This window comes from Pseudomonas kairouanensis (assembly GCF_004682055.1).
Lineage (GTDB): Bacteria > Pseudomonadota > Gammaproteobacteria > Pseudomonadales > Pseudomonadaceae > Aquipseudomonas > Aquipseudomonas kairouanensis.
This window is the reverse complement of the sequence record NZ_QUZU01000029.1, coordinates 49,465-62,696: the sequence shown is the minus strand read 5'-3', so window position 1 is coordinate 62,696 and position 13,232 is coordinate 49,465. Positions and strand designations below refer to the sequence as shown.

The following is a 13,232-nucleotide window of genomic DNA, read 5'->3' as shown; positions in this document are numbered from 1 at the left end:
GTCAAAAGCGGCAGTGAAATGTTTCTTATTTTTCAGGAGCAACAGTGGCGGGCACGACATGCAGTCGCACCGGCGGCAAGCGGTACAGGATGAACAGGGCCAGTACGCCGATACCGGCGCACAGCAACAGGCCCACGCCGACTGACTGGGCCAGCGCATCGCGGGCCAGGTTCAGCCACGGTGAGGCCTCAAGATTGGAATGGAGCAGGGCCTGCGGGTCGGCGTACTGGGCAATGCCCTCGGCGTGATCGGCGGCGAGAAACACCCGTTGCAAGTTGGCGCTGTAGAGCAGGTTGACCAACACCCCCATGCCAGCGGTGCCGAGCAGACCGCCGACCAGGCGCAGGGATTGGGTCAGCGCGGTGGCGATCCCGAGAAACTGGCGCTCGGCCAACGTCTGGGTGAACACCGTGAGGTTGAGCAAGATGAACCCCAGCCCCAACCCCGCCAGCAGAATCAGACCCAGCAGCACATTAGACGACGCCCCACGCCCGACCACCGCCAACCCCAGGCACGCCAACAGCAGCGCGACAAAACCGGCCAGGGGCAAATAGTTGGGGTTGCGCAAACGGGTGACGATGCGGCTGTTGACGATGGCCCCGAGGGTGATGCTCAGCGCCAGCGGCGTGATCAGCAAACCGGCGTCCTGGGGCGAATACCCATAAGCGCCTTGCAGCAACAAAGGCAGGTAGAACAGCAGCGAAAACATGATCGCCCCGGCCGCCACCGACAGCGTGAACAACAGGCGCAGGCTTGGCAGCCCCAGCAATGCCGCCGGCAGCAGTGCGTGCGGGCAGCGTCGCTCCCAGTGCCACAGCGCAATCACCGCCGCGATACAACCCACACCCAGTGCCGCACTCAACGCCAGGCTCGAATGCCCCAGCCACTCCACAAACAATTGCAGGCTGCCCAGGGCCAGGGCGATCAACAGCGCGCCGGGCCAGTCCAGGCGAATGCCCGTCCGGTGTTGCGGGCGATACCAAGGCAAGAAGCGCCAGGCAATCAACAGCGCCAAGCAACCCAACGGCAGGTTGATGTAGAACACCGAGCGCCAGCCAAAGGCCCCGGTGAGATACCCGCCCAGGCCCGGCCCAATCGCATTGACCACGCTGAACAGCGAGCTCAACAGCATCTGCCAGCGCAGGCGTTGACGGGTATCGGGGAACAGCTCGGGGATGCAGGCAAATGCGGTACCTATCAACATGCCGCCGCCGATGCCTTGCAGTGCGCGGCCGATCACCAGCACCAGCATGTCGTTGGCCAGCGCGCAGGCCAGGGAGGCCAGGGTGAAAATCAAGGTGGCGGCCAGCACGAACGGCTTGCGCCCGTAGTAATCCCCCAGCCGTCCGAAAATCGGAATGGTGACGATGGACGCCAACAGATAGCCGGTGGCGACCCACGCATAGAGTTCAAAGCCATTGAGCTCGGCGACGATGCTCGGCAACGCGTTGCCGATCACCGTCTGGTCCAGCGCCGAGAGCATCAGCACCAACGAGATACCGATCATCGCCAGCAAGGCTTGCTTGAAACTCAGGGGAGGGTGGGCCGCCACGGTCATCGCATCGTCCTCAGCGCAACGCGGCGACGGCAGCGGCGATGCGTGCGCAGCCTTGGTCGAGGGTGCTGATGTCGGTGGCAATCGACATACGGAAGAACGGCGCCAGGCCGTACGCCGTGCCCGCAACCACCGCAACGCCTTGGCTTTCCAGCAGGTACATCACCACTTCGCTGTCACTGTTGAGGGTTTTGCCTTCGGCGGTTTTTTTGCCCAGCAGGCCGCCGCAGTTCACGTAGAGGTAAAACGCGCCGTCGGGCTTGCGGCAGCTTAAGCCTGGGATGGCATTGAGCAGGTCCAGGCAGCGGTCGCGACGTTGCTGGTACACCTCGACGCTGTGTTTGACGAAGCGTTGGTCGCCGTTCAGGGCTTCCAGCGCGGCCGCCTGGCTGACCGAACAGGCATTGCTGGTGGACTGGGATTGCAACGTCGCCATGGCCCCGATCAGGTCAGCGGGCCCGGCCGCATAGCCGATGCGCCAGCCGGTCATGGCGTAGGTCTTGGACACGCCGTTGACCACCAGGGTGCGGTCGTTCAAGGCCGGTTCAATGGCCAGGATGTGCGGGTTGTCCAGGCCTTCGTAGCGGATGTGCTCGTAGATGTCATCGGTCATCAGCAGCACATGGGGGTAGTCCAGCAGCACATCGGCCAGGGCGCGCAATTCGGCGGCGCTGTAGCTGGCGCCGGTCGGGTTGCTCGGCGAGTTGAGCAGCAGCCAGCGGGTGCGTTCGGTGATGGCGCTGCGCAGTTGCGCCGGGGTCAGCTTGAAGCCTTCGTGCTCCGGGCAGGCCAGGGTCACGGGCTCGCCTTCGCAGGCCAGCACCATGTCCGGGTACGACACCCAGTAGGGCGCCGGGATCAGCACTTCATCGCCGGCGCCCAGGGTGGCGGCGAAGGCGTTGAAGATCGCGCTCTTGGCGCCGCTGGTGACCAGCACTTGACTGGCGCTGTAGTTCAGGCCGTTTTCGCGGGCCAGCTTGTCGACGATGGCCTGGCGCAGTTCCGGCGTGCCGGCGTTCTGGGTGTAGCGGGTTTCACCGCGTTCAATCGCAGCGCTGGCGGCCTGGCGGATATTGGCGGGGGTGTCGAAGTCCGGCTCGCCCACCACCAGGTTGATGATGGACTGGCCTTGGCGACGCAGCTCGTTGGCGCGGTCGGACGCGGCGCTGCTAGGCGATGGTTTGATGCGTTGCACACGGGCGGCGATGCGGGAGGCAGTCACGGGGCGTTCCTCGTTGGTGGCGTTGACAGGGGCCACAGTACGAGGCGCGGGGGAAGGGGCCATAAGACGAGATCGTTCTGGTTTGATAGGCAGTGCTTATGGCTGGGGGTGCACCGGATGGGTGCGTCCAGCCAGGCGTGCGCCGCGCAGGTGCTCGAAAGGGTTATTGGGAGGTAGCCATAGCAAAGGCTTATGGCTGGATCAGGAGATGGCCTGCCTTTTGCAAATCCTCCTGATGTCTGGAGATCCATCTGATGTATGGAGATCCAAATGTGGGAGGGGGCTTGCTCCCGATGAGGGAGTGTCAGCCACTGCAGGTGGTGACTGACAGACTGCTATCGGGAGCAAGCCCCCTCCCACATTGGGATCTTCATACATCAGTGATGAAGCACCATTTTTCCTTCATATGAGCACCGCCCACTTGAACCTGCGCCGATTGAAGTACTTCGTGAAACTCGTCGATATCGGCAGCATGACCCAAGCCGCCGACGTGCTGCATGTGGCCCAACCCGCCCTCAGCCAACAGTTGGCAACCCTGGAAGCCGAGCTGCAACAACAACTGCTGATCCGCACCAAGCGCGGCGTCACCCCCACCGAAGCCGGCAAGGTGCTCTACGGCCACGCGCAAATCATCCTGCGCCAATGCGAGCAAGCGCAGAGCGATATCAACGCCACCGGCCACGCGTTGTCCGGGCAGGTGTCGGTGGGGCTGGCACCGGGCACGGCGGCGTCTACGTTGTCGTTGCCATTGCTGCGCACCGTGCGCGAACGCCACCCCGGCATCCTGCTGTACCTCAATGAAAACTTCGGCACCACCCTGAGCGAACTGATCATGAACGGGCGCATGGACATGGCTGTGCTCTACGGTGGGCGCGAGGTGCATGGCTTGAGTTTTGTCTCGTTGTTGCGCGAGCCGCTGTACCTGGTCAGTGCCGACCCGGCGCTGGTGGGCCGCAATGAGATCCCCCTGGCGGATCTAGCCGACATGGACATGCTGCTGCCGCGCCCCTACAACGTGATGCGCCGCATGGTCGACGAAGCCTTCTTGCGCATTGGCCTGAGTGCGCGGGTGGTGGCCGAGATCGAGTCGTCCACCACGCTGACTGCTGCGGTGGCCGATCACTTCGGTTCCACCATCCTCCCCGAATCGTCGGCGCGGGTGTTGGCGCAAGAGCCTGCAGTGCAGATGTGCCGCATCGTCGAGCCCGAAGTGGAGGCGCCGCTGGCGTTGTGTTTGTCCGGGCACTTGCCGCTGTCGGTGCCGGCCCAGGCGGTCAAGGCGATCTTGCTGGAGCTGGTGGCGCAGATGCGTGGCACCCCGGCTTGAGTGGTCATAAGGTCGGCTTATCACCCCAAAGCCAAAGCGTCTTGGCCGCTTTTAAAGGGGCTCGGTAGATTGAGGTCATCTACTCAAGACACGTTCGACAGGCAGGGGCCACCTATGGATTCAGCACGTATTAAAGGGTTGATGGATTTGCTGGCCGAGTCCGATCTGCTGGAGCTGAGCCTCACCGAGGGCGACAGCACGTTGCGGTTGTTCAAGCAGGCGGGGCAGGCGGTTGTTACCAGCGTCGCGCCAAGCGTTATCGCCGTGCCGCCAAAAGCGGCATCACCTTCGGCGATTGAGATCAAGGCCAGCCTCTACGGCGTATTGCACCTCACGCCCGCCGTCGGTGAGCCGCCCTTCGTCACCGTGGGCCAGGCCATCGAAGCCGGCCAGACCGTGGCGGTCATCGAGGCGATGAAGATGTTCCATCCGGTCAAGGCCAAGGCCGCCGGCAAGCTCGTGGAGATCCTGGCCCAGGCCGGGGTGGAAGTCGAAGCTGGCCAGGCCCTGTTCCGCCTCGGTTGACCCTATTCGTTATTCAGGTGAATCCAATGTTCGACAAAGTGCTGATCGCCAACCGTGGCGAAATCGCCCTGCGCATTCAGCGTGCCTGCCACGGCCTGGGCATCAAGACCGTGGCGGTGTACTCCGAAGCGGACCGCAACGCGCAGTACGTGCAAAACGCCGATGAGTCACTGTGCATCGGCCCGGCCGCACCGGGCCTGAGTTACCTCAATCAGAGCGCCTTGCTGTTTGCCGCCAAGGTCACCGGCGCCCAGGCCATTCACCCTGGCTATGGTTTTCTCTCCGAAAACGCAGGTTTCGCCGAACGCATCGAAGCCGCCGGCCTGACCTTTATCGGCCCCAGCGCTGCGTGCATCCGCACCATGGGCGACAAAGTGGCCGCCAAGCGCGCCATGCGTGAAGCCGGTGTGCCGTGCGTGCCGGGGCCGGATTCGACGATGCCCACCGACGACGCCAGCATCCTCGCCATCGCCGCCGACATCGGCTACCCGGTAATCGTCAAGGCCGCCGGCGGCGGTGGTGGTCGCGGTATGCGCGTGGTGCAGGAGGAGGGCGACTTGCTCGCCGCCATTGGCCTGACCCGTGAAGAAGCCCGGCTGGCGTTCGGCAACCCGGAGCTGTACATCGAGAAATTCCTCGGCCACCCGCGCCATGTGGAAATCCAGGTGCTGTGCGATGCCCACGGCCATGCGATCTGGCTCGGTTGCCGTGATTGCTCGCTGCAACGTCGCCACCAGAAAGTGCTGGAAGAAGCCCCGGCGCCGGGGATTGATCCGGCGCTCATCGCCAAGGTCGGCGAACGCTGCGCCGAGGCCTGCCGCCAGATCGGTTATCGCGGCGTCGGCACCTTTGAATTCCTCTATGAAGACGGTGAGTTCTTTTTTATCGAGATGAATACCCGCCTGCAGGTCGAACACCCGGTCACCGAAATGACCACCGGCATCGACATCGTGCAGCAGCAACTGCGCATGGCCCGTGGCGAAGTGCTGAGCCTGCGCCAACAAGACGTGCAGCTTAACGGCCACTCCCTGGAGTGCCGCATCAACGCCGAAGACCCGGCCACCTTCATGCCCACCCCCGGCCTGGTCACGCGCTGGGAAGTGCCCGGCGGTTTTGGGGTACGCGTGGATTCCCACGTCACCACTGGCTACCGCGTGCCGCCGTATTACGACTCGATGGTGGCCAAGGTCATCACCCACGGCGCCACCCGCGAAGAGGCCATGGCCCGCATGCGCCTGGCCCTCAGTGAAATCGTGGTGGAAGGCATCAGCACCAATATCGCGCTGCACCGCGACATTCTTGAAGACTCGGCCTTTCAACAGGGCAGCGTCGATATTCATCACCTGGAGCGCTGGTTGCAGCAAAGGAGCCCGACATGAGCATCGCACCGACCATCAGCCTGTTGGGCTCCAGCGCCTTGTTGTTCGAAGCGCCCGGCGAGCTGGACCTGGCCCCGCAACAGCGCATCTGGAACCTGGCCCTGCAGGCTGGCGAATGGCCGGAAATCCACGAAGCCGTGCCGGGCATGAACAACCTGATGCTGACGTTTCTCAAGCCGCCGCGTGAACTGAATGCGCTGTGCGAACGCCTGTTGCAAGCCTGGGAGCAGAGCGAGCCGTTGCCGCTGGAAGGCCGCATTGTCGAGCTGCCAGTGGTCTACGGCGGCGAATTCGGCCCCCATATGAACGATGTGATCGCCCACACCGGGCTGGATATCGAAACCATCGCCAACCTGCATTGCGAGCCGCTGTACCCGGTGTATGCCCTGGGCAGCCACCCCGGTTATTGCTACCTCGGCGGCATGGACCCGCGCCTGGCCACGCCACGTCGGCAGGTGCCGGTGCTGAATATCGGCGCGGGCTCGGTGTCCATCGGCGGTGTGCAGACCGGCGTCTCCGCCTCGGCTGGCCCCAGCGGCTGGAACACCATCGGCCGCACCGAAATGTCATTTTTCGACCCGGCCCAAACCCCGCCGGCCATTTTGCGGCCGGGTGATTTCCTGCGCTTGCGCATCGAGAGGATCATTCGATGATCGAGATTCTATCGGCCACCGCCCTGGCCACCGTGCAGGACTTCGGCCGCTTCGGCAGCCTGGGTCAAGGCGTGGGTACTTCGGGCGCCATGGACCACTTGGCCCTGGCCTTGGGCAACCTGCTGCTGGGCAACCCTGAAGACGCCGCCGCCATTGAGATTCCGCTGTTCCCGTTCGAAGTACGGTTGGTGCAGGACTGCGCCTTTGCCGTGACCGGTGCGGCCTGCGACGCCACCCTGGACGGCCAGCCGTTGCCGCCCAACTGGGTGTACCAGGGTCGCGAAGGCCAGGTGCTGAACCTGGGTTATCCCACCTCCGGCAGCCGCGCCTATTTGTGTCTGGCCGGCGGGGTGGACGTGCCTTCGGTGCTCGGTTCGCGCAGTACCCAGTTGCGTGGCGAGTTCGGTGGCCTGGAGGGCCGCGCGTTGCAACAAGGTGATCGCCTGGCGGCCCTGCGCCCCGGCATCAGCCCGTTGCCGTTGGACTTTGGCGTGTTGGCCCCGAGCCTGGCGTTGCCCCTGCAGGTCGATGGCGTGCCCGCCATGCGGGTGTTGCCTGCCGCTGAATATGAGCGATTTCAAGAGGCGTCCCGCGCCGCGTTCTGGGCCGGTGAGTGGAAGATCACCACCCAAAGCAACCGCTACGGCTATCGCATGGAAGGCGAAGCGCTGCTGCCCATCGCGCCGATGGAAATCCGCTCCCACGGCATCGTGCCCGGCGTAATCCAGGTGCCCCATGGTGGCCAGCCGATCATCCAGATGCGCGACGCCCAGCCCAGCGGTGGCTATCCCAAGTTTGGCAGCGTGATCGAGGCCGACCTGTGGCGTCTGGGCCAGGCGCCCATTGGCGGCAAGGTGCGTTTTATCCAATGCAGTTATGAGGAGGCGGTCGACGCGCTCGAATCCAATCGACACTACTTGCGCGAAGTCAGCCGCCTGGTAGACCTGCACCGAGAAGGAGTCAAAGCATGACGATTGAGGAGATCCGCCAACTGGCGCTGTGGCTCAAGGAGCATCACCTGGCTGGCGCCGAGATGACCCGACCGGGTGTGCACCTGACGCTCAAGCGCGGTGCGCCGACGGTCAGCGTTGTTGCCGCACCAGTGGCCGTTGCGGCGGTTGAAGACCAGGTGCTGCGCACCACCGGCCTGGGGCGCTTATTGCTGACCCATCCGCAACAAAACCAACCGTTCGTGGCGGTGGGCGATCAGCTCAGCGCCGGGCAACTGGTGGCCGTGCTGCAAGTGGGCGACCTGCTGCTGCCCCAGCGCAGCAGCGTTGCCGCACGCGTCATTGATGTGCGCGTGCCGTGCGGCACCCTCGTCGGTTACGGCGAAGCCTTCCTGGGCCTGGAGCAACTGGCATGAAGATCGACTTGAACGCCGACCTCGGCGAAGGCTTCGGCCCGTGGCGCATGGGTGAGGACGAAGCGCTGATGAGCCTGATCTCCTCAGCCAACGTCGCCTGTGGCTACCATGCCGGTGACCCGCTGATCATGGACACCACGGTGCGCCTGGCCAAGGCCGGGGGCATCGACCTGGGCGCCCATGTGGGCTTCCCCGACTTGATGGGCTTTGGCCGGCGCCAGATGAACATCGAAATCAAGGAACTGGCCACCTACGTGATCTACCAGCTCGGTGCCCTGGCCGGTATGGCTGCCGTCAACGGCCATCGCATGACCCACATGAGCTTCCACGGCGCCCTGGGCAATATGGCCGCCGCCGATCCAGCGCTGGCCGAGCCGCTGGTGCGGGCGGTGGCGGCGTTTGACCCGACGCTGATCATCAGTTCGTCCAGCAGCCGCGCCATTGAAGGCGCGGCCGACAAACACGGCCTGCGCGTGGCCACCACGTTTTTGGCCGACCGCGCCTATGACGATGACTGCCTATTGGTGCCGCGCAAAATCGAAGGTTCGGTAATCAAGGAGCCTGCGGCAGTCTTGAAGCGCGTGCGCCAATTGCTGGAGGAGGGCACCGTCACCGCTCTGAGCGGCAAGCTGCTGAAGGTGCCGGCTCATTCGATTCTGCTGCACGGCGACACCCCCGGCGCGGTCGAACTGGCGCGCACCATTCGCCAGGAAATAGAACAACTGGGCGGGCGCATCACGCCGATTTCCCAGCTGCTGGCCGCGTCATAAGCAGGCCTTATCGCCACACAACCATTGCGTCTTGGTCCAGCGCCTGAAGGCTGGATAGAGTCGAACCATAACCCGTAGCACAAGGACCCTCCCATGCCATTTTCCGACTACAAAACCGCGCTGGTCACCGGGGCCTCCTCCGGCATCGGCGCTGCCGTTGTCGAGCGCCTCTGCCAGGAAGGCATCCAAGTGCATGCCCTGGCCCGCAGCGCCGACAAGTTGCAGGAACTGGCGGCCAAGACCGGCTGCATTCCCCACGCCATCGACGTGACCGACATCGCCGGGTTGACCCAGCTGTTCGCCGACAACACCTTCGACATCCTGGTCAACAACGCCGGTGTCGATAAACCGGGCTCGCTGCTCAAGGCCGACGCGGCGGGCATCGACCTGTTGATCGACGTCAACCTGCGCGCCGTGCTGCACCTGGCGCGCCTGGCGTTGCCGGGCATGGTCGAGCGCGATTGCGGGCACATCATCAACATCAGCTCAATTGCCGCGGCCTACAACTTTGGCGGCAACTCCACTTACCACGCCACCAAGGCGGCGGTGAGCATGCTCTCGCGCCAGCTGCGCATCGATGCGTTCGGCAAGCGCGTGCGCGTAACCGAGATTTGCCCAGGCCGCGTGGCCACCGACATCTTTGCCCATGTGCACGGCGATTCCGAAGAGACCTACAAGCGCTTCGTCGAGGGCTTTGAATTGCCCCAGGCCGAAGACATCGCCAACGCCATCGCCTTTGCGATTGCCGCGCCGATTGCGGTGAACGTGGGGCATATGGAAATCACCCCGACCTTGCAGGTGCCGGGCGGGCTCTCTACCGCACGTCCCCAGGACTACCAGGGCTGAAACCAGCCCACTAAAACAGAACGGATCGATCCGTCAGCGCTGCATCCCGCCACGGCCACGCCGGGTGATTTTTGATTTCTGCCCTAGCCCAATGCCGATAGGGATTGACCATGAAGCAAGACTTCGATTTGGCCGCGATTCTGCAAGGCGAGTACGCCGAGCTGATCGTCAAGGGCATCGAAATGACCTTGCAGCTGGCGTTGTTCGCCTGGCTGCTGGCGATGATTCTGGCGCTGACGCTGGTCACGGTGCGCCTGACCGGCAACAAGCTGGCCGACCGCCTGGTGGCGGGGTACGTGTCGTACCACCGCAATGTGCCCACCCTGGTGCAACTGATGCTGTGGTACTTCGGCGTGCCGACCCTGCTCAGCGAAAACGCCCAGCTGTGGCTGGCCAGTCACAACACCGAGTACTTGTTTTCGGTGATCGCCCTGGGCTTGTGCCAGGCCGCGTATTTCTGTGAAGACATGCGCAGCGGCCTGCGGGCGATTCCTGCCGGGCAGACCGAAGCGTCCCGCGCCCTGGGCCTGGGCTACGTGCGTTCGATGCGCTACGTGATCCTGCCCCAGGGTGTGCGCAACTGCCTGCCGTCGCTGATCAACCACACCGTGCTGCTGTTCAAGAACACCAGCCTGGCGATGGCGATCGGCGTGATGGAGCTGACCTACGCCAGCCGCGAGGTGGAGAACTACACCTTCCGCACCTTTGAGTCGTACCTGGTGGCCACGGTGTTCTACCTGGTGTTTTCCCTGCTGCTGATGGGCGCCGGGGCATTGCTTGCCCGGCACTTCAGCAAAGCCTTGGCGAGGTAGATGGCGATGTTCGATATCGTTGAAATCCTGCAAAACAACTGGACGCTGTTTCTGATCGGTCAGTATCCCCATGGCCCCCTGGGTGGCCTGGCGAGCACGCTGATCCTGGCAGCATTGGCCTTGCTGTTGGCATTCCCGTTCGGGTTGCTGCTGGCATTGGCGCGGGTGTCGCCGTGGAAGGGTTTGTATTGGGTGGCCACGGTGTGGGTCTACGTGCTGCGCGGTATTCCGTTGCTGATGGTGATCTTCTGGACCTACTTCCTGGTGCCCCTGCTGATCGGCCATAACATCACCGGCTTCATGACCATGCTCTGCACGTTGGTGATCTACCAGAGCGCCTACCTGTGCGAAATCATTCGCGGCGGTATTCAGGCGTTGCCGAGTGGGCAGTACGAGGCGTCTCGCGCTTTGGGTTTGGGTTACGTGCGCACCACGGTGTGGGTGATTCTGCCCCAGGCGCTGTACAACGCGCTGCCGAGCCTGATCAGCCAGTTCATCTCGATCATCAAGGAAACCTCCCTGGGCTACGTGATCAACGTGCAGGAAGTGACTTTTGCTGCGAACCAGGTCAACAACCAGTTGCTGACCAAGCCGTTCCAGGTGTTTTTCATCCTGGCGATCATCTACTACCTGCTGTGCTTCGGCCTGACCCGCCTGGCTGGTTGGGTAGAGCAACGCATTGCGCGCAAGCGCCTGGGTAACGGCGGGCAAACCGTGCCTGGCAAGCCGTTGCTGGCCACCGATAATTGAAGAGGGCTGCGCTCATGCATCCAATGATCATGTTTTCGAAAATCAATAAATGGTACGGCGAGTACCAGGCGCTCACCGACATCACCGCCGAAGTGCAACCCGGTGAAGTGGTGGTGCTGTGCGGGCCTTCGGGGTCGGGCAAGTCCACCTTGATTCGCACGGTCAACCGCCTGGAAGACATCCAGAACGGCCAGATCCTGTTCGACGGCCAGGACGTGCACGGCACCGACGCCCAGATCAACCGCCTGCGCAGCCGCGTAGGGTTTGTGTTCCAGAGCTTCAACCTGTTCCCCCACCTTTCGGTGCTGGAAAACATCACCCTGGCGCCGAACAAGCTGCGCAACCTCAAGGGCGCGGCGGCCAAGCAAAAGGCCATGGAACTGCTCGACCGCGTGGGCCTGGCCCACAAGGCCGGGGCTTATCCGGCGCAGTTGTCCGGCGGCCAGCAACAACGGGTGGCGATTGCCCGCGCCCTGGCGATGGAGCCGCCGGTGATGCTGTTCGACGAACCCACCAGCGCCCTCGACCCGGAAATGGTTGGTGAAGTGCTGAGTGTGATGAAAGGGTTGGCCAAGGACGGCATGACCATGATGTGCGTGACCCACGAGATGAACTTCGCCCGCGAAGTGGCCGACACCATCTGGTTTATGGACGCGGGGCAGATTCTGGAAAAGAGCACCCCCGACGCCTTCTTCACCCAGCCTTCGCACCCGCGAGCGCAACGCTTCATCGCCGACCTGCGGGCCCATTGAGCTGCGGCGGTTTGATTCCCTCTGCCATTTTGCTGGTCCAACTTTCTGGAGATTTCCCATGGGTATGAAGCATCTGTTTACTGCGCTGGCATTGGGCCCTTTGGCTGTGGCGTGCGCCCAGGCCGACCAATTGAGCGACATCCTGGCCAAGCAATCCTTGAGCTGCGGCGTGTACGCCGACGTGCCGCCGTTCTCCGCGCCAGACCCAAAAACCCGCGAGCTGGTGGGCATGGACGTGGACCTGTGCAAAGCCCTGGCCAAGACCATGGGCGTGGCCCTGGAACTCAAGCCGCTGTCGGTTGAAGCGCGCATTCCCGAAGTGAAAATGGGCCGTGTGGATGTGATCTTCGCCAACCTGGCCTACACCAAGACCCGCGCCGAGCAGATCCAGTTCAGCGACCCGTACTACATCGCAAAGGAAACCCTGGTGGTGCGTGCGGCCAATGCCGACCAGCCGAAAAGCTTCTTCAAGGACAAGCGCATCAGCTCCACCAAGGGCTCGACCTCGGAGCAATCGATCCGCATCGCGGGCGCCACCCCGGTGACCTTCCAGGACACCGGTTCCGCCTACATGGCCTTGCAACAGAACAAGGTGGTGGGGTTGGTGACCAACACCATGACCGCGTTGAAACTGGTCAACCAGGCCAAGGCTGGCGGCGTTGAGTTGGCGATTGCCAAGGAGCCGATGGCGCTGGAACCGATTGGCGCGGGCATGCGTCGCGATGAACCGGCGTTTCTGGCCAAGGTGAATGAGTCGCTGATGGCGATGGAAAAGGCCGGGGAGATTGATGCGATCTGGGATCGTTGGATTGGCCCGAATACCGAGTACAAGATGGTGCGTGAAGATAAGGTGCAGAGCTTGAGCGCTTTGAAATTCGACCCGCTGCCGTAACTCAGCTCTACCTGATAGATGCAGACCAAAATGTGGGAGGGGGCTTGCTCGCGAAAGCGATGTGTCAGTCACAGTTGTGTTAACTGATCCACCGCCTTCGCGAGCAAGCCCGCTCCCACATTTGGATTTCCATACATCTGTTAGATAGCGGTTTGCTCTGGCTCTGGCTCTGGCTTTTGATTTGGCTTTTGATCTTGATCTTAGGCGCCCCGTTAAACCACGCTGGCCGGAGTGAGGGCACACCGAGCCTAAGCGAGGTGCCGAGTGGTGGGGCAAGAGCCTTTTGCTTACTTTGGGGCTTTTCCAAAGTGAGCCGCCGTAAGGGCGGAACCAATAGCCGCCGTAACCCAAATAACGGATATGTACCCCGAAAGACCGCTATC

14 protein-coding genes are annotated in these 13,232 nt (G+C 63.0%); 12 read left to right on the top strand and 2 right to left on the bottom strand.

All coding sequences use genetic code 11. From position 1 onward, the window contains the following. Positions 1 to 25: 25 nt before the first annotated feature. On the bottom strand, positions 26 to 1,558 hold the full coding sequence (locus tag DYL59_RS20950; protein ID WP_135290879.1) for an MFS transporter: 1,533 nt from the start codon (positions 1,556 to 1,558) through the stop codon (positions 26 to 28). A gap of 10 nt (positions 1,559 to 1,568) precedes the next feature. Further along, complete coding sequence (locus DYL59_RS20945; protein ID WP_135290878.1) at positions 1,569 to 2,777, bottom strand: aspartate transaminase; 1,209 nt, start codon at positions 2,775 to 2,777, stop codon at positions 1,569 to 1,571. Positions 2,778 to 3,198: 421 nt separating this feature from the next. On the opposite strand from DYL59_RS20945, the gene nac reads away from it, so the two are divergent. From nac to DYL59_RS20885, 12 genes are all read left to right on the top strand, one after another. Further along, on the top strand, positions 3,199 to 4,104 hold the full coding sequence (gene nac / locus DYL59_RS20940; protein WP_135290898.1) for a nitrogen assimilation transcriptional regulator NAC: 906 nt from the start codon (positions 3,199 to 3,201) through the stop codon (positions 4,102 to 4,104). Positions 4,105 to 4,218: 114 nt separating this feature from the next. After that, complete coding sequence (locus DYL59_RS20935) at positions 4,219 to 4,629, top strand: acetyl-CoA carboxylase biotin carboxyl carrier protein (RefSeq protein ID WP_135290877.1); 411 nt, start codon at positions 4,219 to 4,221, stop codon at positions 4,627 to 4,629. Between the two features lie 26 nt (positions 4,630 to 4,655). After that, the gene (gene accC, locus DYL59_RS20930; RefSeq protein WP_135290876.1) at positions 4,656 to 6,008 is read left to right on the top strand and encodes an acetyl-CoA carboxylase biotin carboxylase subunit; all 1,353 of its coding nucleotides are present in this window, start codon (positions 4,656 to 4,658) and stop codon (positions 6,006 to 6,008) included. Further along, positions 6,005 to 6,661: a 5-oxoprolinase subunit PxpB gene (gene pxpB, locus DYL59_RS20925; protein ID WP_167496699.1), complete on the top strand. Its 657-nt coding sequence runs from the start codon at positions 6,005 to 6,007 to the stop codon at positions 6,659 to 6,661. The genes accC and pxpB overlap by 4 nt, the downstream gene beginning before the upstream one ends. Further along, the gene (locus DYL59_RS20920; RefSeq protein WP_135290874.1) at positions 6,658 to 7,632 is read left to right on the top strand and encodes a 5-oxoprolinase subunit C family protein; all 975 of its coding nucleotides are present in this window, start codon (positions 6,658 to 6,660) and stop codon (positions 7,630 to 7,632) included. Before pxpB ends, DYL59_RS20920 begins: the two co-directional genes overlap by 4 nt. Continuing rightward, on the top strand, positions 7,629 to 8,027 hold the full coding sequence (locus DYL59_RS20915; RefSeq protein ID WP_135290873.1) for a biotin/lipoyl attachment domain-containing protein: 399 nt from the start codon (positions 7,629 to 7,631) through the stop codon (positions 8,025 to 8,027). The genes DYL59_RS20920 and DYL59_RS20915 overlap by 4 nt, the downstream gene beginning before the upstream one ends. Further along, complete coding sequence (locus DYL59_RS20910; protein WP_135290872.1) at positions 8,024 to 8,797, top strand: LamB/YcsF family protein; 774 nt, start codon at positions 8,024 to 8,026, stop codon at positions 8,795 to 8,797. Before DYL59_RS20915 ends, DYL59_RS20910 begins: the two co-directional genes overlap by 4 nt. A 93-nt stretch (positions 8,798 to 8,890) precedes the next feature. Next, positions 8,891 to 9,643 (top strand): SDR family oxidoreductase, encoded by a 753-nt coding sequence (locus DYL59_RS20905; RefSeq protein ID WP_135290871.1) that lies wholly within the window; start codon positions 8,891 to 8,893, stop codon positions 9,641 to 9,643. Positions 9,644 to 9,753: 110 nt separating this feature from the next. Beyond that, positions 9,754 to 10,455: an amino acid ABC transporter permease gene (locus tag DYL59_RS20900; protein ID WP_017737198.1), complete on the top strand. Its 702-nt coding sequence runs from the start codon at positions 9,754 to 9,756 to the stop codon at positions 10,453 to 10,455. Positions 10,456 to 10,461: 6 nt separating this feature from the next. Next, positions 10,462 to 11,205, top strand: coding sequence for an amino acid ABC transporter permease (locus DYL59_RS20895; protein WP_135290870.1), 744 nt, complete (start codon positions 10,462 to 10,464; stop codon positions 11,203 to 11,205). A gap of 23 nt (positions 11,206 to 11,228) precedes the next feature. Next, complete coding sequence (locus tag DYL59_RS20890) at positions 11,229 to 11,957, top strand: amino acid ABC transporter ATP-binding protein (RefSeq protein WP_193557565.1); 729 nt, start codon at positions 11,229 to 11,231, stop codon at positions 11,955 to 11,957. Positions 11,958 to 12,015: 58 nt separating this feature from the next. Continuing rightward, positions 12,016 to 12,849 (top strand): ABC transporter substrate-binding protein, encoded by an 834-nt coding sequence (locus DYL59_RS20885; protein ID WP_017737201.1) that lies wholly within the window; start codon positions 12,016 to 12,018, stop codon positions 12,847 to 12,849. Positions 12,850 to 13,232 lie beyond the last annotated feature (383 nt).

Coding starts and splice junctions, on each gene's coding strand:
- DYL59_RS20950 (WP_135290879.1), bottom strand. CDS start 1,558: ATGACCGTGGCGGCCCACCCTCCCCTGAGTTTCAAGCAAGCCTTGCTG.
- DYL59_RS20935 (WP_135290877.1), top strand. CDS start 4,219: ATGGATTCAGCACGTATTAAAGGGTTGATGGATTTGCTGGCCGAGTCC.
- accC (WP_135290876.1), top strand. CDS start 4,656: ATGTTCGACAAAGTGCTGATCGCCAACCGTGGCGAAATCGCCCTGCGC.
- pxpB (WP_167496699.1), top strand. CDS start 6,005: ATGAGCATCGCACCGACCATCAGCCTGTTGGGCTCCAGCGCCTTGTTG.
- DYL59_RS20920 (WP_135290874.1), top strand. CDS start 6,658: ATGATCGAGATTCTATCGGCCACCGCCCTGGCCACCGTGCAGGACTTC.
- DYL59_RS20915 (WP_135290873.1), top strand. CDS start 7,629: ATGACGATTGAGGAGATCCGCCAACTGGCGCTGTGGCTCAAGGAGCAT.
- DYL59_RS20910 (WP_135290872.1), top strand. CDS start 8,024: ATGAAGATCGACTTGAACGCCGACCTCGGCGAAGGCTTCGGCCCGTGG.
- DYL59_RS20905 (WP_135290871.1), top strand. CDS start 8,891: ATGCCATTTTCCGACTACAAAACCGCGCTGGTCACCGGGGCCTCCTCC.
- DYL59_RS20900 (WP_017737198.1), top strand. CDS start 9,754: ATGAAGCAAGACTTCGATTTGGCCGCGATTCTGCAAGGCGAGTACGCC.
- DYL59_RS20895 (WP_135290870.1), top strand. CDS start 10,462: ATGTTCGATATCGTTGAAATCCTGCAAAACAACTGGACGCTGTTTCTG.
- DYL59_RS20890 (WP_193557565.1), top strand. CDS start 11,229: ATGATCATGTTTTCGAAAATCAATAAATGGTACGGCGAGTACCAGGCG.
- DYL59_RS20885 (WP_017737201.1), top strand. CDS start 12,016: ATGGGTATGAAGCATCTGTTTACTGCGCTGGCATTGGGCCCTTTGGCT.